We start from the raw sequence: 22,888 nt of genomic DNA on the forward strand, positions 1-22,888 counted from the left end.
GCGCTGTCTATAAAACAAGCCAGATTTTAACCAGATAAATTTTTACTAGTATTTCCGATACAAAGATTTAGCCTAAAAGTAAATTCTGATAAATGTTTTTATGTATAAGAAAATATAATATAATTTTAATTAAATTAGCATTAAAGCTATAGAAGCTATATTAAATCAACCTGACATATTGATGGCCAAAGTGAACGTTTAATTTAGAAGAGGAAAGACATGAGTACATACGGGCTTAAACTTACAACACGTATTGGATTGTTTCTTACAGCTTATACACCGATGTTTCTATGCCTCTCAATCTGGCAATTTTGCGAATATAGCAACTATCTGAGCTGGACTAGCTGGAGTGCAGACTATATCACTCATACTTATATGCACTATTTTGGCTTGGCTACCATTCTGTTATTTCTTGCAGTGATTGGTAGCCTTAATACTTATTCTTATCTGAAAAAACTAAGCTATAAAAAAGAGTATTTCCAGAATAAAGTAACAATTTTGCAGATAAAAAAAACAATCATGGTTGATCCCTCAATATTAATAGTTATTTTTGGTTTTTATTGTGAAAATTTTAACAATACAAAATCAAAGCTACCATTTGTTCTTTTTTTTGCATTGCTATGGATACTTATATTTTATTACTGGCCATTGTTCAAGAAAGCCAAAAAAGATGTTCAAACAGATACAGAAATTAAATCAGAAAGAAAACATATACCGTGGATATATCGGCTATGGCAAAAAAAATCTGAAAAAAAATCAAAATTTGAGCGAAAAATGGACAGTTGGGGATTTGTATATCTAATATCATATGCTGTATTTACACAACTATTTGAATCGTCTTTAAATGCAAAATACATGTTTATGTATGTAATTGGTATGCTGGGATTGATGCTGGTTTATTGTCATAGCAAAATGCTGTTAATCAATCCTGTACTTTTTTTTAAATATAATCTTTTTCAGATCCAATATATAGATAGTAGGACTAGTATAGAAGGCACTCGCTTACTAATAACTACTAAAACTAATCTGAAAGAAAAAGACATTGTATATATAGAAGATATCAGTAGTGAAATAGCCTATATTCCGTCGGGTAGCGGATTTGATAACTGGCATAATTCAGATATGCACAAATAAATAGTAGATTTCTTAATGATAAATTGCTGCATAACCTTTTACGCATAAGAAGCATACAATTGAAAACAAATTAATACGAATCCATTAGCTGTATAAATCACCAGTATTCAATATGGTAGCATTATCAGCTTATTGACACACCCATAATTAAACAGCAAAATATCTTTGCGGCGTTCAATAGCGCGGCCAGTTTTGACAGGCTGTTTTAGTATGACGGACAACACCGCCAATATTTTATTGCGTGGCTTTATTGTCTGATTTCCGTGCCATGGGTACGCTTTATATAGTGAACCATGGCAGAAGGTTTTTTGCCTGCGGTTCATACTGCCTGTCAGTCGATTTTCTTCTTATGCTTGTCGGTATGTAAGTAGGCTTTTCAAAATTAATAGAATGAAAGGCTACCAACATGAAAGCAATCCAGCAGCTTGTCCAATGCTGTAAACTTCCGCATCTATCACTACTATCCCAATCACAACCGATTGCAAGTAAAACCAAAAATAAAGCAAGTCAATGCTTGGCCGCTAGCAAAGCAATACAACAGCAAATATCATCCTTGTGCCAAATAGCAAACCAATGCCGAGGTGCACAATGAATCAGCAACAATTTATTGCCGCCAGCCTAAGCAACAGCCCCGCCTTGTTGCTCGAACAGGCCAGAGAGCTGGCCATTATTCAAGACAAAAAACACAGCCCCACAGAAAAAGCCCAAATGCTCAAACAGCATGAGCTTAACACCATTATCGAATATTGCGAGAGTACCAGCTACAATATTGATTTACTCACCAGCACATTAGGCAAACTCCTGCTTGAACGCCTGCATATCCCCAGCCAAACCTTGCTGCTGGAGAATCAGGACATGCTCCAATTTGCCGGCATACTCAATACACTGCTTTCCAGCCTGAAAACCAGTATTAGCACTATTGAAAGCAGCAGCAAGGTTATTGTTGGCTGTTATCGCTGAAAAAGTGGTAGTTGAGTAAAAACGCTTATGGCTGTTAGAGCCAAAGGCGTTTTTTATTCGACAAAAAATCTTCTAAAATATAATTTTACTTAATAAATGGTTTATGTTTTATGAAAAGTGGTCTTAATTTTGCATGAATGTAACTAAAAAATTCTAAAAAAGCTATTTTTCGGTTATAATAATATAAATTTTGGTCCTTTTTGTAGTTTGGGTGGTTAAGTGAATAATTTGATGAATAAAATGCTTATTGATATTATCAATGATGCTTTATCTGGAAAAAAAGAAAGTCTTCTTATGCGTCTGCGTATTATGGCGAAAAAACTACAAAAGGACTCCCCACAATTAGCAGAGAGTTTAGAGACTTTAATTATAAACAATCAAGGAATAGGGGGGGAAAGGGCTCAATTTTTAAAACCTAAAATTTCTCCAGTTGATGCTGATAGTAGGTTAAATTTACTTGTTGAAACATATCCTGTTCAAATCAATGTAGAACCAATTTGGTCAGAAGAAACTTATCAACAATTAAATCGATTTGTTGCGGAATGGCATAAAAAAGAACTTTTATATAAAGAAGGATTAAATCCCTCAATATCACTTCTCATGGCAGGACCGCCCGGAGTTGGTAAAACATTAGCAGCGAAATGGCTTGCTTCTAAGCTTGATATGCCTCTTTTGACATTAGATTTGGCTAGTGTGATGAGTAGTTTTTTAGGTAAAACTGGTAACAATATTAAAGCTGTACTGAACTATGCTTCGACTTTCCCTTGTGTTTTATTACTTGATGAATTTGATGCAATTGCAAAAAAGAGGGATGACGTTTCCGATGTAGGTGAATTGAAAAGATTAGTTACTGTACTTTTACAAGCAATAGATGACTGGCCTTCCACATCGGTATTAATTGCAGCTACAAATCATGCAGAACTTTTAGACCCAGCTGTATGGAGAAGATTTGATAGAGTTACTAGGTTTGAATATCCTTCACAAAAGCTTATTGAGAAATATTTAATTTCTAAAGACATTAGTGTGAGCTTGGCAAATTATATTTCTATTCGGCTTGATAAAATGTCGTATTCAGTTTTAGAAAAAGCTATTAATCAGGCCAAGAGAAATAGTATTTTAGAAAGGATTCCCTTAAGTGCAGCATTAATCGGTGAATTATTAAGTAGTGATTCTTTAGAAAATGTGGTTAAGGCGATGTCTAATGAAAAAATCTCGCAACGTAAGATTGCAAAGGATTTATGTATTCCAAGATCACGAATACGTTTAATTTTAAATGATGAGGACTGTAATGCTGAATAATAAAAACATGCTACTAGGTTATGGTGAAACTTTAACTAAACCTGTATACTTTAACCAAAATGGTGGGCCTAAAAATAAACCCTATACTTATGAAGAAAATAAACCTGTAATTTTAGAAAAATTACAAGATTTAATTTTAAATATCAATACAATTTCTCCTGATGCACTGCCAGATGGAAAAGCAGTTGCTAAATTTGTACTTCATCCAACTTTTTTAGCGAAAAGTTATTTTCCAATAGATCTTTTAAATCATTTTTCTTTGGAAAGTATTGGTAGCAAATCTATTAAAATTAAACCACGAAAAGATAATAAAATAAAAGGTAGAAAAAATATTTACATAACAATCTGTATTTATGTATCTGGAAAACGAGAAAATTTTGAATTATTTATTGAGGCATTGAAAAAAGATACTTTTAAAGATATTGAGAAATTAAAAAATAATTTTATTACACTTGAAGATATATCGATCTTGGAAATATCGGATAAAATCAAGAATATAGATGATGATATAGACAAAGTAGAAGTAACTTTACATACCCCTCAAAACTCACTTTCCATTGAAAAAAAGTTTGAAAATTTTGCTTTAAAAAATGGTGTACGCATAGATAAGAATAAATGTATAAGAGTAAAAGGTTTAACTTTTATGTCTTTTAAGGCTAATAGGAAAGATATTCCGAAATTAGCTGAATTTTCGTTTTTGAGAACAATTAGAAAGTTACCAGAATTAAGATTTAATAAACCAATTATTACTCGTTCCTTGGAAAATTCACTATTATTATCTTTACCTTCTGAACCAGCTATCAATCAAAATTTAAAAGTTGCTATATTCGATGGAGGAATAGGGGGGAATGATTATGAATTATGGGTTAAAGAAATAAATTTAGTTAGTGATAAGAATACAGGAATAAAGCCAATCACGCATGGACTGGACGTTACTTCCACAATTCTATTTGGCTTAATTGATTCTAAAACAGAAACACTTAAAACACCTTATTGTAATATAGATCATTATCGTGTTTTGGATTCAAATACGCATACTGATATAGATTTGTTTGATGTTTTAATCCGCATTAAATCAGTCTTGGAAAAAAATAATTATGATTATGTTAATATTAGTTTAGGACCAAGGATACCTATTGATGATGATGATGTCCACGTTTGGACTTCAACATTAGAAGAGATTTTTGCTAAAACTGGAACATTATGCACAATTGCTGCTGGAAATGATGGTGATTTACCAGATACATTAAATAGAATTCAGCCACCTGCCGATTTGATTAATGCATTGGCTGTTGGAGCAGCAACATCTCTTTCTGATAATTGGAAAAGATGTTCATACAGTTGTATTGGCCCTGGGCGTAGCCCAGGTTATATTAAACCTGATGGTTTGGCTTTTGGAGGAAGTGAGGAGGAACCTTTTCAAATTTATAACCCTGTATCAAAAGGAATTGTTAGAGTCGCCGGTACGAGTTTTGCTGCACCATTAGTATTGAGACAGGCAATTGCCCTAAGTACTTTATTAAGATATAAGATTACACCTTTAACTGCTAAAGCCCTTCTTATTCATCATGCGGAAGCGAAACGATTTGCACCTCAAGAAGTTGGTTGGGGACGGTTTCCTGTAAATATTAGTGATGTCATATATTGTGATGATAATCAGGTTAAAGTTATATATCAAGGTATGTTAGAGCCCTCTCAATACATGAGGGCATTGATACCATTTCCTGATTCGGAAATAAAAGGAAAGATAAATTTAAAAGCTACATTTTGTTTTACTAGTTCTGTAGATGTTGAGCATCCTATTAACTTAACAAGAAGTGGATTAGAGATAACAATGAGAAAAAATGAATTATCTAAAAATAATACTTATCCATTATTTAACAATAAAAATATATATGCTGATGAAAACGAGAAACGAAGTGATGGACATAAATGGGAAACTACTTTACGAGCTGAGCATACATTTACAAAGACCCTTGATATTACAAATCCATGTTTTGATATTGTATATCATGAACGTGACCGCGGCATACCTTGCAAAAATCAAGAAAAATTAGAATATGTGCTTGTAGTAACTTTGTCAATTGAAAATATGCCAGAATTATATAATTTAATTCGACAAAAATATCAAACTCTACAGCCAATTGAAATTCAGCAACAAGTGAGGATATCGAATTAAATTATTTGTTAATATAGATTATAATTTATTCTAAGGTTGCTATGTAAAAGTTGTAGCAACCTTTTCTTTAATAATCACTTACAACAACACTTTTTCAATTCCCCCATTACTGGCTTTCTGCATAAACTCTTCCTGCCAGTTTTCACCCAGTATATGCTTGGCCATTTCAATCACGACATAATCGGCCTTGATATTGCTGTCATCGCTGTAGCGGCTGAGGCCTTGCAGGCAGGCGGGGCAGCTGGTGAGAATTTTTACCGGTTCGCCCTGCGGCAGTTTGGCTTTGCCTTTTTCGATTTCTTCTTGTTTACGGAAGCGTACTTGGGTGGCGATATCGGGGCGGTTGACGGCAAACATGCCGGATTCGCCGCAGCAGCGGTCGGACAGGGGCACGTTTTGTCCCATCAGCTCGTTAACTACTTTGATTGGCTGGTTGGTTTTGATTGGTGTGTGGCAGGGGTCGTGGTACAGATATTGCTGGCCTTTGATGCCGTCCAGTTTCAGGCCTTTTTCCAGTAGGTATTCGTGGATGTCGAGTATACGGCAGCCGGGGAAAATTTTATCGAAGTGATAATCTGTAAGCTGGTCGTAGCAGGTGCCGCAGCTTACAACTACGGTTTTGATATCCAGATAGTTAAGGGTATTGGCTACGCGGTGGAACAGGACGCGGTTGTCCATGGTGATTTGGTCGCCTTTGTCTTTGTTGCCGCCAGCGGTTTGCGGGTAGCCGCAGCACAGGTAACCGGGTGGTAGTACGGTTTGTACGCCTACATGCCACAGCATGGCTTGGGTGGCTAGGCCAATCTGGCTAAACAGGCGTTCGGAGCCACAGCCGGGGAAGTAGAAGACGGCTTCGGCTTCTTCGCTTACCTGTGGATTGCGGATAATCGGTACGGTGGTGTTGTCCTCGATATTCAGCAATGCGCGGGCGGTTTTAATTGGTATGTGGCGCGGTAACGGGCGGTTGATGAAGTGGACAACTTGCTCGCGGATTTCCGGTTTGCCGGTGGTGGCACGCGGGGCAGTTTTCTGGCGTTTGAGCCAGCCAAGGCTGAAGTGTTTGCCCATTTCATAGCCCCAGTTTTGCAATCTGAAGCCGGTTTTGATTACACTCTGACGCAGGGCTTTGATGGTTCTTGGGTCGGTGGCGTTGAGGAAAGCCATGCCCATGTAGACGGTGGGGTTGAATTTCTTTTTACCGGCCTTGCGCAGGTAGTTGCGCATGGCTACGGTTACGTCGCCGAAATCAATTTTTACTGGGCAGGGCTTGATGCAGCGGTGGCATACGGTGCAGTGGTCGGCCACGCTGTTGAGTTCGTCGAAGTGTTTCAGGGATACGCCGCGGCGGGTCTGTTCTTCGTACAGGAAGGCTTCGGTAAGCAGGCCTACGCCGAGGATTTTGTTGCGTGGGGAGTAGAGCAGGTTGGCGCGCGGTACGTGGGTGCTGCATACGGGTTTGCATTTGCCGCAGCGCAGGCAGTCTTTGATGGCATGGGCGATTTTGCCTAGTTCGGATTGCTCCATAATCAGGGATTCTACGCCCAGCAGCTCAAAGGAGGGGGTGTAGGCTTTGTCGAGGTTGGCACCGGGCATCAGTTTGCCGCGGTTGAAATGGCCGTGCGGGTCTACCTGCTGTTTGTAGTCCCAGTAGGGCTGCATTTCGGCTGCGGTGAGGTAGTTGATTTTGGTAATGCCGATGCCGTGCTCGCCGGAAATAACGCCGTTCAGGCTGCGTGCCAGTGCCATAATGCGGTCTACGGCGTGGTGGGCGGTTTGCAGCATGTCGTAGTCGTCGGAGTTTACCGGTATGTTGGTGTGGACGTTGCCATCACCGGCATGCATGTGCAGGGCGACGAAGACGCGGCCGCGGATGATGTGGCGGTGGATTTGGTCGAGTTTTTCCAGAATCAGGGTATCGGTTTTGCCACTGAAAATTTCTGCCAGCGGCTGCATGATGTCGCGTTTTACGGATACTCGCAGGTGGAAGTCGCGCATGGCGATAAAGCAGCTTTGGTCGCCTGCCGGTTCGTTGTCTTCAAGTTTTTGCGGGAACTGTTTGAGGTAGTCGACCAGCGGGGCATCAAGGTGATTGAGCAGCCATGTCCAGCGGGTTTGGATGCCGGTCACGTGATTCAGTGCATGCTGTTTGCGTGAGCCGAGTAATTCGGTGCTGGGCAGGTCGGTGTCGAGCTTGTCTACCGGTAGTTTGGTTTGCAGATAGTCGATGATGGCGGCACACAAGGCCAGTTTGTTCTGAATGGATAATTCGATGTTGATGCGTTCGATGCCATCGGAGTAGCTGCCAAGCTGTTCCAGCGGGATAACGACGTCTTCGTTGATTTTAAAGGCGTTGGTATGGCGGGCAATGGCGGCGGTACGGGAACGGTCGAGCCAGAAGGTTTTGCGTGCTTCGGGGGTAACGGCGATAAAGCCTTCACCACAGCGGGCATTGGCCAGCCGTACGATATGTGCAGCGGCGGCCTGTACTTCGTTTTCGTCGTCGGCAACGATGTCGGCGAGTAAAACCATTTTCGGGCGGCCTTTGCCGGCGGCCTTGGTGGCGTAGCCGACGGCGCGCACGTAACGCCAGTCCAGATGCTCCAGTCCTGCCAGTTTGACGCTTGGGTGGTTGAGCATGTAGTTGCGTACTTCGACAATGGACGGAGTGGCGTTGGCTACGGTGCCAAAAAATTCCATACATATGGTACGGGTGTATTTGGGCATGCGGTGCAGTACAAAGGCGGCAGAGGTTATGATGCCGTCGGTACCTTCTTTTTGCACACCGGGCACGCCGGCAAGGAATTTGTCGGTAACGTCTTTGCCCAAGCCTACTTTGCGGAATCGCTGCCCGGGTACTTCGAGGCGCTCGGTTTTGATAATGGAATAGCCATCGTCATCTAGTGTGTGTATGTCGAAAATGGCGGTGGCTTCGTCGTGAATTTTGCCAAAGTTGTGACGTACGCGCTCGATTTTCAGCCACAGACCCTGTGGGTTGACCATTTTCCACCATGCCAGATTGTCGAGGGTTGTGCCCCATAGTACGGCTTTTTTACCACCGGCATTCATGGCTATGTTGCCGCCGATACAGCAGGCATCGGCGGAGGTGGGATCGACGGCAAATACCCAGCCGGCTGCGGTAGCGGCTTCTTCTACGCGGCGGGTAACGACGCCGGCACCACAGGTAATAACGGGGTGTGTGCCTTCCAGTCCGGGTAGTTGCTGTAAGGCTACTGGGCTGTACTGGTCGAGTTTTTCGGTGTTGATTACGGCACTCATGGCATCCATGGGTATGGCGCCGCCTGTATAGCCGGTGCCACCGCCACGCGGGATGATGGTGAGTTCGAGTTCAATCAGGGCGCGTACGAGTGGGGCAATTTCTTTTTCGTGGTCTGGATTGATAACTACAAATGGATATTCGATACGCCAGTCGGTGGCATCGGTAACATGGGTAACGCGTGCCAGCCCGTCAAACATGATGTTGTCTTTGTGGGTGATTTTGCGCAGGCGGTTGAATACCTGTTCGCGTTTGTTGCGGGTTTTGCCGAAGCTGCTGTCAAAGTCTTTGATGGCCTGTTCGGTACTTTCCATCAGTTGGGCAACTTGCTGGTTGTTGTCGCGCCGTTTCTGGATTTCGTGCAGGCGGTGGCGCATTTCTTTAACCAGTGCCTGCTGGCGTTGTTGGTGTTCGAGCAGGTCGTCGATGAGATAGGGGTTGCGGATGACTGCCCAGATGTCGCCCAGTATTTCAAACAGCATGCGCGCTGAGCGGCCGGTACGTCTTTGTCCGCGCAGTTGTTGCAGTAAATCCCATGAATGGTTGCCGAGTAGGCGGATGACTATTTCCCGGTCGGAATAGGAGGTGTAGTTATAAGGGATTTCGCGTATACGCTGACTGGCTTGTGTGCTCATTGATGTGTTCCGTTCCGCTCTGCTGGCGTTAAATTGGTAGGGCTATGAGTGGGGTATTTTAACTGATTAACTTTACTTTTCGCAGTTTTGTCTTGTGACAATTTAGGTGAAAACGGCAATGGTGGCAATGGAAAAATCTGCTGGTTTGATGGTAGTTTGTTTCATATACGCAGTTGTCAAAGGGATAACTGTTGTGAGGCCTATAGATATGTTTTGCTGGTGAGCATGAATTAATTAGCCCTTTAGTTTTTTGCTAAAGGGCTTGAGGGGTTAGTTTGCTGGCTCTATGGTAGTGATTGGCTTTTTATATTTAGGGCTGTATGGGCCGTAAAGAATGCCATTGCGTTCCTGAGCTGATAATAAGTTGGTATCTACAACACCAGCAATTTTGTAAGCCCGGTCTGAAACTTTATCGGAAATCTGGGTAATCACCGCGTTGACCATCAGTGAGAAAAGGCCATTGTTGTTACTGTTGTTGCTAGAATCTACTGTAATATTTTTCCGCCCCGTCCAGATAACTGAGCCGTCTTTGGCATCTACTAGTTTGGCATTGACTGTGACAGTGGTTACGCTGCTGATTACTTTGTATTTGGTGCCATAGTTTTCTACGTTTAAATACAAAATGGCATCAGGGTTGTATACCTGCCTAATTTTTTTGAGGTCTGCTGCCTGTATTTCGGCACCATCATTCAGGCCGTTGTCTTTAAATGTTTCATGAACCAACGCTACTGGAAATACGTAATAACCGGATTCGGCCAGTGGCTGAGTAGTTTGTGCCATGACAGCGTAAGGTGCTTTTACGTCTACTGATGCATTGGTAGGTAGCATTACCAGAATGGAATGTGGATTGCTTTGCTGGAATTTGCTGTAATCACGCGGTTGGACGCGGTGATGATTGCTGGCACAGGCTGACAGCAGGCTGATGATGGATAATGGTAGTAATAGCTGGCGTAAACGCATCACGATTTGCCTCCATCAATATTTTTTAACAGGAAATTCATATAGGTTGCTGATTCTGGAAAGGCTTCTTTCTCCATTTTAAATTGGGCTTTGGCACCGGCACGGTTACCTACTTTGGCATACAGCATTCCCAGATGAGCATGTGCACCTGGCGCTGGCTTGCTATGGTGATTGCTGGTATCGATAAAGTATTTTTCCATGCTGGCAATCTGTTCTTCTGGTGTAGTTTTGCCATCCAGTGCCTGATATTGCAGTTTGTGGTAGTCGCCCCAGTAATACAGTGTAGGTGTCTGTTGTCTCTGGGCACATGCTGCCAGTAACACGACAGCCAAAGCTGTTGTTAGTATTTTATTCATATTGAGTTTGATGTGTGTTGATAAAATTTTATTGCTTTAGGGTTGTGGATTCCAATTTCCTTGTTCGATACCCTTGACCAGATTGTTGACGGCTTCACGGATGGCTAAATCGAGTACTTTGCCATTGAGGGTACCATCGTAGCTGGCGTGGCCACCTGTACCAAGTATTTCGCGTGTGGACAGCTTAAATTCGCCGGCACCCTGACTTGAGTAAACGATTTCAGATGTTTGTACATCAACAATATTCAGAGTGACTTTGGCGTAGGCTACTTGAGTTTTGCCTTGACCAAGTATGCCAAATAATTGTTCATCACCTACATTTTTACGTCCAAATTCGGAAATGTCGCCAGTTACAACGTAGCGTGCACCTTTAAGCTTTTGTGACATGCCTTTGATAGAGGCTTCGGTGCGGATTTCGTCCATATTGGTGCGATCCAGAACAACAAAGCGTCCTGTTTGCTGCAAATCGGTCATCAAAAGAGTTTTGGCCTGACTGGTAAGCTGGTTGTTGCTATTACTGAAAATACCACCTCCCAGATTACCACGGCTATCAAACTTGCCTACAGCCAGTGGTGCTTTTACGCCATTGTAGGCCTGCTGATAGGTTTCTACTTTGGGAACGTTCAGAACCTGAGAGCTTTCGGTTGCGCATGCAGATAATAGAACTGCACTTAATATGGTTAAATAAAGTTTATTCATGATTGTTTAGGTTAATTATGTTGAGCGCAGTATATTGAGACTGTTGTTTTATGTCAAAAATATATTAGCTAAAAGTGTAAAAATTTTAATTATGCAGGCTTTATGTAGGAGCTGGCTGTTGTCAGAATTGCTCCTGTACGCTTAGATAACGCCATTGCCCCGGTGGTAGAGCGCCCAGTTTGATTTTGCCCATACGTACCCGTTTCAGGCCGGTAACGCGCAGACCTACCAGTTCACACATGCGCCGGATTTGGCGTTTTTTACCCTGTTTGAGTATGAAGCGCAGTTGATCCTGATTTTGCCAGCTGACTTTGGCCGGCCGCAGTTTTTCGCCATCCAGACTTAAGCCATGGTTGAGCAGTGCCAGACCATTGTCACTAAGCTTGCCGCTGACGCGTACTAGATATTCTTTTTCAATGCCGCTGTTTTCACCGATAAGCTGTTTGGCGATACGCCCGTCCTGTGTAAGCACCAGTAAGCCTACTGAATCTATGTCCAGCCGGCCAGCCGGTGCCAGATGGCGGGTATGGGCTGTCTGAAACTGGATACGGCTTTTGTCTTCCTGCCAGTGATTGGCTTCGGTAATCAGTTCGACGGCGGCACGGTAGCCTTTTTCTGGCTGCGCGCTGACATAGCCAACTGGCTTGTTTAACAGAATGGTAACGCGTTCGGCCTGCTGGCGATGTGCCTGCCGGTCGAGGTCGATGCGGTCGGAGTCGACAACTTTCTGTCCCAGTACCGCGGTAACGCCATTCACTTTTACCCAGCCCTGCTCGATGTAGCCATCGGCTTCGCGGCGCGAGCATAAGCCCAGTTGTGCCATACGCTTGGACAGGCGTTGTGGTTCATTTTGGTCTGTTGTTGTCATGCTTTATGCTCTTTCTGTCGATTTGAACCGGCTACCATGTCCAGCAGAAACAGGCGGCAATCCAGATTACCATTGAAGAGGGGAATTTTGCGCTTGGGTGACAGGCGCATCAGTTTGGGCATATCGCGGTCGGCACTGAACATGCCAATCAGCCAGCCGGCAAAATGTTGTTTCAGCCAACTGCCAAGCTGCGGATATAAAGCGTGTAATAGCTGGATTTCTGAAAGGCGTACGCCATAAGGTGGATTGCTTATCATGATGCCATTGGCACCATTCGGGCGAGTATCCAGTGCATCAGTTACTTGCCATTGAATATGCTGGTCTACTTCGGCGTAGCGGGCATTGTTTTGTGCCAGTTTGATGAGTTTGCCATCAATGTCTGCGCCGAAAATCGGAGCCTGAGGCTGGCTTTTGGTGGCTAAAGCGGCACGGCGCAGTTGCTGCCATAAGGCATCATTGTAATTGCGCAGGTTTTCAAAGCCAAAAGCACGCTCCAGGCCGGGTGCTGTATTGGTGGCAATCAGTGCTGCTTCGATGGCGAGGGTGCCACTACCGCAGAATGGATCCATAAATGGCTGGCTGCCATTATAGCCAGCCAGTAATAACAGGCCGGCCGCCAGATTTTCGCGTAATGGTGCTTCGCCGGTATCGCTGCGATAGCCACGTTTGAATAAGGCTTCGCCACTACTATCCAGATAGATGGATAGTTCGTTTTTTTCGATGAAAACGTGAATGCGTACATCCGGGCGAAATTTCTCTACGCTGGGGCGGCTGCCGGTTTTGTCGCGAAATACATCGCAAAGTGCATCTTTTACTTTGAGTGCGGCAAAGTTCAGGCTGTTAATTTGTGCCTGTTTGCCTTCTATGTGAATTTTGAAGTTTTTGTTGACGTCAAACCATTCTGGCCAGTTAATTTTTCTGGCCTGCTGATAAATGTCGTTTTCGTTGCGAAAGTGGCCGTTACTCAGGCGAATGAGCACACGGCTGGCTACGCGGCTGTACAGATTAATCCGGTAAACGCTGGCTAAATCACCATCAACAGCAACGCCACCATCGCGATTGTGAATCTGTTCGCAGCCCAGTGTAACCAGCTCCTGATTTAATATGGTTTCAAGCCCACGCGGACAGCTTACGAAAAGAGGATATGAATTCATGCAATACTTTAATTAAGAGGGAAAGGACATGCTAAACTTGTTTATGCATGTTTGAATAGTGTGATTGTAATATTGAAGTTTGGATGTTGACTATTGTTTGTGCTTTCCGGTGCGCAAATTTGGGTGATTAAGTGTGAAGCTGCACTTTTGGAAAAAGCAAGTTTTATGTCTGCATATTGCTAATAATTATCACGGAGAATGCTATGTTTATTTTTAAGTTAACCTATCTGCAATCGATAGAAGAGGTGGAGAAATATTTACCTGCTCATCTGGCCTATTTGCAGGAATACTATGATACTGGCCATTTTATTGCTTCTGGCCGGCAAGTACCACGTGTTGGTGGGGTAATTCTGTGTCGCGCCAGTAGTAAAGATGCTGCTGAGGCTATATTGCAGGAGGATCCGTTTTATATCCATCAGGTTGCTGAATATGAAGTAATTGAGTTTGTACCAAGTAAATATGTGAATGGTTTTGAAGTATTTATCTGATTTTATTGCTGGGTTAGCAGATTAGTTTACTGAAACTGGTTTCGGTTTTTGCTGGCAATTTTATTTGGTGTTTGGGATACCTTTTTCTAATGAATTTTATTTTTAGGATATACAAACTTTATGAATCAACCTAAGAAACTAGCTGTTCTCATCAATGCTGATAATGTGTGTGCAAATACTATAGAATCTATACTAAATAAAATTGCAACCTTTGGGCGAATTAATATCAAACGTGTTTATGGTGACTGGGGTTCTTCTTGCTTAACAACATGGCGTCAAAAAATATTACCAAATGCATTGACACCTATACAGCAACTTGCTTATATCAAAGGAAAAAATGTAACTGATGTTGCTATAATTATTGACGCAATGGATTTATTACATAGTAAAGTATTTGACGGGTTTTGTATCGTCTCTAGTGATAGTGATTTTACTAGTCTTGCTACACGTATTCGTGCAGGTGGCTTATTAGTATATGGATTCGGCGATACTAAAACTCCAGAAATTTACCGTAATATTTGTGATCAATTTATTTGTATGGATGAATTAAACTCATCAACAAATAAAAATTCAGTATCTATAACTGCTGAGCAATCTAAAAAAACTGAGCAAAAACAAGTTGTCCAGTCAAAAGCAAAAAATAACACAGGGCTGAAAAGACAACTAATCACTCTAATCGCCTCGATTATTGAAGCGCAAAAAAATAAAGAAGGTTGGTGTAATCTAGGATGTGTTAAACAACGTATCATTGTAGAAAAACCAGATTTTAATTTTAAGAGTTATGGCTACAGTAAATTTTCTAGTTTAATTGCCAGTATTTATCTATTTGAACTAAAAAAAGGGAGTTCTTGCCTTGTCAGAATACGCCCAGAATTATCGAATAGTAAATTAATTCTATCAAATATGCCTTGTGCTAAGACAAAAAACAAAGAAAAAGAAAAAACAAACACGCTTTAAATTATCATTAGTAAACAAGCTTGGAGAAAATTTATAAACAATAATTTACATAGCAATAATTATACATTGATTAAATAGATAAAATTACAAGGGTATGATGTAAAACGAACGAATCAGAATAACCAGATATAAAATGGTTTGCTAGATTTATTGTAATTATAAGAAATAAAGAGGGAATGCATAACAATGCCAGTTGCAGATATAATCGAAATCCAGAAATACTACCAAGCTTTACTCGCAAAAGACCCAAGCTATGTTGGTATCTTTTACGTTGGTGTTAAGACTACCTCAATATTTTGTGTAGCTACATGCAGAGCAAAAAAGCCAAAATTTGAAAATACAGAATTTTTTCGCACGGTAAAAGATGCTCTTAATGCAGGCTACAGACCCTGTAAAATCTGCCGGCCGACAGAGAATGCTAATGAAGCACCCAAACAGGTGATTGATGCGATAAAAATCAGTACTGAAAATCCAAAGATAAGAATATCTGATGCGCTGTTAAGAGAGCATCAAATCAGCCCAGAAATTGTTCGCCGCTGGTTTAAAAAAAATTATGGTATTACCTTTCAGGCTTATCAAAGAATGTACCGAATTAATCAGGCTTATCAGGAATTGAAAGGGGGTAAAAAGATAATGGACACAGCTTTTGATAATGGATATGAATCATTGAGTGGTTTTGGTTATACCTACAAAAAGATTGTCAAAAAAGCACCTTCTAACTATTCAAATGACAATCTTATCCTTATCAATCGTTTAACCACGCCCATTGGCCCTATGTTCATTTGTGCTACACAACAGGGTATTTGTCTGTTGGAGTTCGTTGACCGACGTATGCTTGAAACAGAGTTCAAGCAGCTACAAAATTTACTTAAGGGGACAATTATCTTTGGTGAAAATAATCACATTCTACAGGCCAGAGTTGAAATAGATGAATACTTTCAGGGTAAAAGGACAAACTTTACTGTTCAATTGCATACACCCGGAACGCATTTTCAGCAAGCTGTCTGGGATTGTTTGAGAACAATACCTTATGGCGAACTCTCTACTTACAAGCAACAGGCAGAAAAGCTAAATAATCCTAAAGCAGTCAGGGCTGTTGCTAGCGCCAACGGCTTTAATCGTGTCGCCATCATTATTCCCTGCCACAGAGTAATCGGTTCTAACGGCCAATTAACTGGCTATGGTGGTGGATTGGAACGCAAACAATGGCTTATTAATCATGAAAAAAATAATCATCAATCATAGATTTTCTGGTACAAACGGGTAGTTTGCTTGGATTTTGTCACCGCGTAAGTACACAGTGTTGTTTGTATTTAACCATATTACATAGTATTGGCTTAGCTTAACGTGGTTTTAATGGGTTGGTTTCAGTGGTTAAGCTGAAACAGGGCAAACTTGTGCCCGATAGACAATAAAAACTTACCAGCGGTGAAGCCTTAATTTAATTGATTTAGCAATAGCCATTGCTGGTTGGAATTTTTTCTAAATGGAATATTCAGCGCAGTATAACTGTCTTTATTTGTTTCATTATTATTTGTTCTTAAATGATGAAACTGGTAAAGTTACTCCGCTTTTTGTCTGTAATTATAATGTGTTTGAAAAGACTTTAGCTTTGGCAATTGCGTTGATTAATTCTAATATTAATTGAATTAATTATCATGGGTAACTATATATTGATATGGTTTTTAACTTAATCCATACATAATTTATTTGTAATAAAAGGATAATAGATGAAAGAAAAATCAATTTCACACGTGTCGGCCTTATTAAAACAAATTAGTTCTGAAACCAAGGCAGAAGATATTTTAGAAGAAAAAGAAAATAATTTTAATGAGTTAGAGTATGTTGTAATGCAAGCACAACAAGGTGATGCAGATTCTCAATTTGAGTTAGGTGTGTTGTATTATGAAGGTGAAGAAGTTTCTCAGGATTATGCAGAAGCAGCCAAATATTTTCATCTGTCAGCCAAGCAGGGAAATGCAAATGCCCAATTTGCTCTGGGGTGTATGTATGAGGATGGCGAGGGATTAGAACAGGATTATGCTAAAGCAATACATTATTATCGTCTTGCAGCTGAGCAGGGCAATGCAAATGCTCAATTTAATCTGGCGTCAATTTACTATAATGGTACAGGCACAGCACAGGACTTTGTGCAGGCATTAAAATATTACCAGCTTGCGGCTGATCAGGGTAATGCTCTTGCCCAATATAATCTCGGTATTTTTTATGAAAAAGGTCGGATTACGCAGCAAGATTATGCTAAAGCTGTGAAATATTATCAATTGGCAGCTAAACAGGGCTATTCTTATGCTACCTATAACTTAGGACTGATGTTATATAACGGTAAGGGTATTAAGCAGGATTATCAAAAAGCAGCCAAATGTTTTTATCTGGCTGCTAAAGATGGATTAGCCGCAGCGCAATATAATCTTGGATTGATGTACTATAAAGGGATAGAGATGAAACAAGATTATGAAAAAGCAGCTGAGTATTATCAATTAGCTGCTGATCAGGGAGAAGCTATTGCTCAGGCTGATTTGGGTTATTTGTATGATAATGGTATAGGTTTAAAGCAGGATTATATAAAAGCATTTGAGTATTATCAGCTTGCAGCAGATCAGGGGCAGGTTATTGCTCAATATAATTTAGCTAATATGTATCAAATTGGTAGAGTTGTAAAACAGGACGATGCAAAAGCATTGAAATATTACCAACTGGCAGCCGAGAAGGGACATGTGGATGCGCAACTGGATTTAGGAAAAAAATATTTCTCTGGTAATGGCGTCAAACAGAATTATTTGAAAGCAATTGAATATTTTCAACAGGCTGCAACGCAGGATGATGCTGAAGCCCAGTTTATTTTAGGAGTGATGCATTTGAATGGTAAAGGAGTAAAGCCAAATAAGCGTATGGCTATGGAACTGCTTAGAAAAAGCTGTGAAAATGGTAAACAGGAAGCCTGCGAGCTATATAGGCAATTGAAATAAAAATAGTTTTTTATCAGATATTTGTCTTTATTATATATTATAAGTCACCTGATAAAAATAATGCTGAAATTATCCAGAATTGGTATGGAATAAATCATGAGTTTTGTATAGTTGAAATGAATCTGGTTTTGCAAAATTTGTTGCTTGTTTTATGGCTATCGTCACCAATATTAGCTTTTTATCTATAGTAGTCAGATATCTTTGCTAACAATTTAGTTATTTCAAGATTAGTCCGTTATGAATGAACAAGCAGCACCAATGCCGGAATTTGCTCTCCGTTTAGTCAAATGGCAGCGGCAGTATGGCCGGCATGGTTTGCCGTGGCAGACGCGCGAGCCGTATCTGGTATGGCTGTCGGAAATTATGTTGCAGCAAACACAGGTAGCGACAGTACTGGATTATTATCCGCGGTTTGTGGCTACTTTTCCAGACGTGCAGGCACTGGCGGCTGCCGATGAAGATGAGATACTGGGCTTATGGCAGGGACTGGGCTATTACAGCCGTGCGCGGAATCTGCATAAAGCGGCTAAACAGGTGGTAACCGAGTTTGCCGGTAGGTTTCCACGTAGCCGGATTGAGCTGCAAACGCTGTGCGGGGTAGGGCGCAGTACTGCGGCGGCAATTGCCGCATTCTGTTTTGATGCACGCGAAACCATTCTGGATGGCAATGTGAAACGTGTGTTGTGCCGGTTGCTGGTACTGGACGGTGATATTGCTAATAAAAAATTTGAAGAGAAGCTCTGGTGTACTGCCGAAGCTTTGTTGCCGCAGGATGCTGCCGATATGCCAGCCTATATTCAGGGATTGATGGACTTGGGCGCTACGGTATGCAAGCGCAGCAAGCCGGTATGTTGTGTATGCCCTATGAATGATATGTGTCTGGCGCGGGCGCAAGACCGTATTGCTGAATTACCACGCAAGAAAACTGCGGTAATGGTAAAAAATCTGTCGCTATACTGGCTGGTATTGCGTAATCGCGATGGAGCGGTATTCTTACATAAGCGCCCAGCCAAAGGTATTTGGGGTGGTTTGTGGTGTGTGCCCTGTGTGGATAGTCTGGCTGCTCTGTATGAGCTAGCGGCACAATTTGGCCTTGCTGCTGAAGATTTGAACGAAGGCGCTGAAATCAGCCATCGTTTAACCCACCGCCATTTATTTATGGTGCCATTTACGGCACAGGCAGGCGGGCAGCCGATAGAATCTACGGCAGTAGCTGGTGAATGGGTGTCACCTGATAATCTGGCAGCATATGGTATTCCTAAACCATTACATGATTATCTGAATGCTGTACAAAGCAGTCTGTTTTAATTCAATGGCATAATTATTATTTATGCTTGTAAAGCACGCTTATTTTTAATTTTGTCTGATTTATGTGAATAAATCGCAGTGAATATTGTTTTTTACTCTGTTTAGGGTAAATTTAATTGACGCTATCATTATTGTCACGTATAAACGCTATCTTGCTGAAATGTGGCTGTCTTTTTGCTATTTCACGTTATATGGATAAAAGCGGAAAACAGGAATTTCAGTACAGGTGAGCTAAATGCTGTGCATTGAGCTTCTAACTATTTAACCGGGAATAAAACAATGGAAGAAGATTCGAGTCGACCGTTTATTTTATTAATACTACAACTGCAACTAGGCCGTTGATGTTTCCGGGTTAACAGTATCTGCCGACCGGGAAACAGCATGGTCGGTGAGGTACTGTTTATGAAAAAACTAAAAAAAATCATTTCTCAACCAGTAGTAATCAAGGCTGTGCTGGAGTCTCGCAACAGCCTTGACGGCACACTGTCCAAATTACAGACCAGTCTGAGTGGTCTGACCGAGCACGATGTTAAAGAGCGGCTAGCCAGTTTTGGCAGCAATGATGTGGTGCACGATAAAGCGCCGTCTGCATGGCTGCAATTGTTGCTGGCGTTTAAGAATCCTTTTATTTTTGTGTTACTGGCGCTGGCCTTGGTAAGCTTTTTTACCGATTATCTAATTCCTTTGCGCAGTGGTGAAGAAACCAGCGTGAGTGGAATTAGCATTATTCTGGTGATGGTTCTGCTTAGTGGTTTGCTCAGTTTCTGGCAGGAATATCGTTCCAATAAGGCGGCTCAGGCGCTGAAGTCAATGATTAGCACCACTGCTACGGTGTTGCGTCGCAGCCATCATGATATCAGTGCCGAGCAGCTTGAAGTACCGATTAAGGAAGTGGTACCGGGTGATATTATTTTGCTGTCTGCCGGTGATATGGTTCCGGCTGATGTGCGTCTAATTGAATCACGCGATTTGTTTATCAGTCAGGCGGTACTGACTGGTGAATCCATTCCGGTAGAAAAATCTGATACTGTTGGTATGAGTGGAAATACGGCTGCTCAACAGCAGCAACCGTCATCAGCCAATCCGCTGGATGCAGAAAATATCTGCTTTATGGGTACCAATATTGTGAGCGGTACGGCTAAAGCAGTGGTGGTGGCTACGGGCAGTGATACTTATTTTGGTTCGCTGGCCAAATCGATTGTTGGTACACGCAGCCAGACTGCTTTTGACCGTGGTGTAAACAGTGTCAGCCATCTGTTGATTCGCTTTATGCTGATTCTGGTGCCAGTGGTGTTGCTGATTAATGGTTTTACCAAAGGTGACTGGGGTGATGCTGCTTTGTTTGCTCTGGCTGTAGCGGTAGGGCTGACACCGGAAATGCTGCCGATGATTGTAAGCGCTAATCTGGCCAAGGGCGCAATGGCGATGGCGCGGCGTAAGGTGGTGGTAAAACGCCTGAGTGCTATCCAGAATTTTGGTTCCATGGATGTGTTGTGTACCGATAAAACCGGCACATTAACGCAGGATAAAATTATTCTGGAGCATTACACTGATATCAATGGCAATAATGATAGTGAAGTTTTGCAGTTGGCATGGCTGAACAGCTCCTATCAGAGTGGTATGAAAAACCTGATGGACAAGGCGATTGTGCGCTTTGCTCAGGAACCAGAAAACAGTGCTGTTATCAATGATGGTGGTTATCGCAAGATAGATGAGCTGCCATTTGATTTTATACGCCGGCGTTTATCTGTCGTGCTGCGGGATGAAGAACAGCGCCATGTGCTGATTTGTAAAGGTGCTGTTGAGGAAATGCTGTCAATTTCCAGTTGCGTGTATGAACAGGGTGAATATCTGCCACTGGATACAGCACGGCGTGAGCAGTTGCTGGCACTGGCTGAAAGTTACAATAAGGAAGGTTTCCGTGTACTGGCGATTGGTAAAAAGTATATTGCTCCGGAAGCACAGAAAGCACAGTATGCGGTGGCGGACGAAACTGAACTGACTTTGTTTGGCTTTCTGACTTTCCTTGATCCACCGAAAGACAGCGCAGCCCAAGCCATTGCTGCATTGAGTGAAAATGGTGTGGCTGTGAAAGTGCTGACCGGTGATAATGCTATTGTGACGCGCAAAATCTGTCATGAAGTAGGTATCGAAGCCGGACAGCCTTTACTGGGCAATGATATCGAAGGATTGAGTGATGAGGCGCTGAAACCATTACTGGAACAGCACACTGTATTTGCCAAGCTAACACCATTGCAGAAATCGCGCATTATCCGCTTGTTGCAAGAAAATGGGCATACAGTGGGTTTTCTGGGTGATGGTATTAACGATGCTCCTGCTTTGCGCGATGCCGATGTTGGTATTTCTGTAGATACGGCCACTGATATTGCCAAGGAATCTGCCGATATCATTCTGCTGGAAAAGAGCCTGATGGTGCTGGAAGAGGGGGTAATCAAAGGGCGTGAAACTTTTGGTAATATTATTAAGTATCTGAATATGACGGCCAGCTCTAATTTTGGCAATGTATTTTCAGTATTGTTTGCCAGTGCCTTTTTGCCATTTTTGCCCATGCTGGCGATTCAGTTGCTGATTCAGAATCTGTTGTATGATTTTTCCCAGTTGTCACTACCTTGGGATAAGATGGATGAGGAATTTTTGCGTAAACCACGCAAATGGGATGTTTCCAATATCAGCCGTTTTATGCTGTTTATCGGCCCGATTTCCTCTATTTTTGATATCAGTACTTTTGCGCTGATGTGGTTTGTATTTCATGCCAATGCACCAGAAGTGCAGAATCTGTTTCATTCCGGCTGGTTTGTGGAAGGATTGCTGTCACAAACGCTGGTGGTGCATATGCTACGTACGCGCAAAATTCCGTTTGTACAAAGCACCGCTGCTTTACCAGTATTATTGATGACAGGGTTGATTATGGTAATCGGAATTTGTGTTCCGTTTTCACCGATAAGCAACTGGATTGGCCTGACTGCATTACCATGGCAATATTTCCCATGGCTGGTACTCACGCTGGGCAGCTACTGCGTTGTTACTCAGATAGTGAAACGCTGGTACATTCGCCGTTTTGGACAATGGTTCTAAGCATTAAATAGCAAAAAGAGCGAGTTAAATACTCGCTCTTTTTTTGTTATCATCTATTTGTGGTGATTTATCAGGTAAATTGCATTACCTTTGGTTAGTCATACTTTGCCGAGTTGTTTAATATCTACTAATTTTTCTATATTTAAATTAATCATGAGTAAATAGACGGAGGTTAAATGGCATTTAATGCAACTGAAAAAGCAGCGTTGTTGACGGTAAAAGGGGTTGGGGAAAAAGTGATTTTGCGTTTGGAGCAAATGGGCATTGATTCATTGGCAAAACTGGCACAGGCAAATCCGCAGGATATTACTGAGCAGGCAGCCAGTCTGGTTGGCAGCAGTTGCTGGAAAAATAGCCCACAAGCCAAAACTGCTATCAGTATGGCAGTAGATTTTGCTCGCAGGAGTATTGAAAACCAGTCCTGAAAATTTATGGGTAAATCAGCATAAATGATTTTGGTGACTATGGTCTGACTTGCTGGCAGAAAGCGGGATATGCGGTTTTAGTATTGCAAAATAATTATCTCTTTTCAAA

General features: G+C 41.9%; 17 protein-coding genes. 11 read left to right on the forward strand and 6 right to left on the reverse strand.

The window, feature by feature from the left end; translation table 11 throughout:
- Positions 1-219 precede the first annotated feature (219 nt).
- The 4 genes from MJ764_RS02320 to MJ764_RS02335 all read left to right on the forward strand — a co-directional run bounded on the left by MJ764_RS02320 (position 220) and on the right by MJ764_RS02335 (position 5,572).
- The gene (locus MJ764_RS02320) at positions 220-1,134 is read left to right on the forward strand and encodes a hypothetical protein (protein WP_239324286.1); all 915 of its coding nucleotides are present in this window, start codon (positions 220-222) and stop codon (positions 1,132-1,134) included.
- A gap of 588 nt (positions 1,135-1,722) precedes the next feature.
- Positions 1,723-2,094, forward strand: a complete 372-nt coding sequence (locus MJ764_RS02325) for a hypothetical protein (protein WP_239324288.1) — start codon at positions 1,723-1,725, stop codon at positions 2,092-2,094.
- A gap of 231 nt (positions 2,095-2,325) precedes the next feature.
- Positions 2,326-3,393 carry an AAA family ATPase gene (locus MJ764_RS02330; protein WP_239324290.1) on the forward strand — a complete coding sequence of 356 codons (1,068 nt, stop codon included), beginning with the start codon at positions 2,326-2,328 and terminating at the stop codon, positions 3,391-3,393.
- Entirely contained in the window at positions 3,383-5,572 is a 2,190-nt protein-coding gene (locus tag MJ764_RS02335; RefSeq protein ID WP_239324292.1) for a S8 family peptidase, read from the forward strand. The genes MJ764_RS02330 and MJ764_RS02335 overlap by 11 nt, the downstream gene beginning before the upstream one ends.
- Before the next feature lie 78 nt (positions 5,573-5,650).
- On the opposite strand, the gene MJ764_RS02340 is transcribed toward MJ764_RS02335, so the two are convergent.
- The 6 genes from MJ764_RS02340 to MJ764_RS02365 form a co-directional block, all read right to left on the reverse strand.
- Positions 5,651-9,481 (reverse strand): DUF3683 domain-containing protein, encoded by a 3,831-nt coding sequence (locus MJ764_RS02340; protein WP_239324302.1) that lies wholly within the window; start codon positions 9,479-9,481, stop codon positions 5,651-5,653.
- A 270-nt stretch (positions 9,482-9,751) separates the two neighbouring features.
- On the reverse strand, positions 9,752-10,441 hold the full coding sequence (locus MJ764_RS02345; RefSeq protein ID WP_239324544.1) for a DUF799 domain-containing protein: 690 nt from the start codon (positions 10,439-10,441) through the stop codon (positions 9,752-9,754).
- Positions 10,441-10,797 (reverse strand): DUF4810 domain-containing protein, encoded by a 357-nt coding sequence (locus MJ764_RS02350; protein ID WP_174828947.1) that lies wholly within the window; start codon positions 10,795-10,797, stop codon positions 10,441-10,443. The genes MJ764_RS02345 and MJ764_RS02350 overlap by 1 nt, the downstream gene beginning before the upstream one ends.
- A gap of 36 nt (positions 10,798-10,833) precedes the next feature.
- Positions 10,834-11,496 carry a CsgG/HfaB family protein gene (locus MJ764_RS02355; RefSeq protein ID WP_239324304.1) on the reverse strand — a complete coding sequence of 221 codons (663 nt, stop codon included), beginning with the start codon at positions 11,494-11,496 and terminating at the stop codon, positions 10,834-10,836.
- A 121-nt stretch (positions 11,497-11,617) separates the two neighbouring features.
- A complete protein-coding gene (locus tag MJ764_RS02360) occupies positions 11,618-12,364 on the reverse strand; it encodes a pseudouridine synthase (protein ID WP_239324306.1) in 747 nt (248 codons plus the stop codon).
- Entirely contained in the window at positions 12,361-13,518 is a 1,158-nt protein-coding gene (locus MJ764_RS02365) for a THUMP domain-containing class I SAM-dependent RNA methyltransferase (protein WP_239324308.1), read from the reverse strand. The genes MJ764_RS02360 and MJ764_RS02365 overlap by 4 nt, the downstream gene beginning before the upstream one ends.
- Before the next feature lie 203 nt (positions 13,519-13,721).
- On the opposite strand from MJ764_RS02365, the gene MJ764_RS02370 reads away from it, so the two are divergent.
- The 7 genes from MJ764_RS02370 (at position 13,722) to MJ764_RS02400 (ending at position 22,779) form a co-directional block, all read left to right on the forward strand.
- Positions 13,722-14,006, forward strand: coding sequence for a YciI family protein (locus tag MJ764_RS02370; RefSeq protein ID WP_239324310.1), 285 nt, complete (start codon positions 13,722-13,724; stop codon positions 14,004-14,006).
- A 120-nt stretch (positions 14,007-14,126) separates the two neighbouring features.
- Positions 14,127-14,963 carry an NYN domain-containing protein gene (locus tag MJ764_RS02375; protein ID WP_239324312.1) on the forward strand — a complete coding sequence of 279 codons (837 nt, stop codon included), beginning with the start codon at positions 14,127-14,129 and terminating at the stop codon, positions 14,961-14,963.
- Between the two features lie 186 nt (positions 14,964-15,149).
- The gene (locus tag MJ764_RS02380) at positions 15,150-16,208 is read left to right on the forward strand and encodes a bifunctional transcriptional activator/DNA repair enzyme AdaA (protein WP_239324314.1); all 1,059 of its coding nucleotides are present in this window, start codon (positions 15,150-15,152) and stop codon (positions 16,206-16,208) included.
- A gap of 485 nt (positions 16,209-16,693) precedes the next feature.
- Positions 16,694-17,950: a tetratricopeptide repeat protein gene (locus MJ764_RS02385; RefSeq protein ID WP_239324316.1), complete on the forward strand. Its 1,257-nt coding sequence runs from the start codon at positions 16,694-16,696 to the stop codon at positions 17,948-17,950.
- 237 nt (positions 17,951-18,187) lie between these two features.
- Positions 18,188-19,258: an A/G-specific adenine glycosylase gene (gene mutY / locus MJ764_RS02390; RefSeq protein WP_239324318.1), complete on the forward strand. Its 1,071-nt coding sequence runs from the start codon at positions 18,188-18,190 to the stop codon at positions 19,256-19,258.
- A 402-nt stretch (positions 19,259-19,660) separates the two neighbouring features.
- Positions 19,661-22,354 (forward strand): magnesium-translocating P-type ATPase, encoded by a 2,694-nt coding sequence (gene mgtA / locus MJ764_RS02395; protein ID WP_239324320.1) that lies wholly within the window; start codon positions 19,661-19,663, stop codon positions 22,352-22,354.
- A gap of 176 nt (positions 22,355-22,530) precedes the next feature.
- Complete coding sequence (locus MJ764_RS02400) at positions 22,531-22,779, forward strand: helix-hairpin-helix domain-containing protein (protein WP_239324322.1); 249 nt, start codon at positions 22,531-22,533, stop codon at positions 22,777-22,779.
- Positions 22,780-22,888: the final 109 nt, after the last annotated feature.

Origin of the sequence: Snodgrassella gandavensis (genome assembly GCF_914768025.1) — a bacterium.
Taxonomy (GTDB): Bacteria; Pseudomonadota; Gammaproteobacteria; order Burkholderiales; family Neisseriaceae; genus Snodgrassella; species Snodgrassella gandavensis.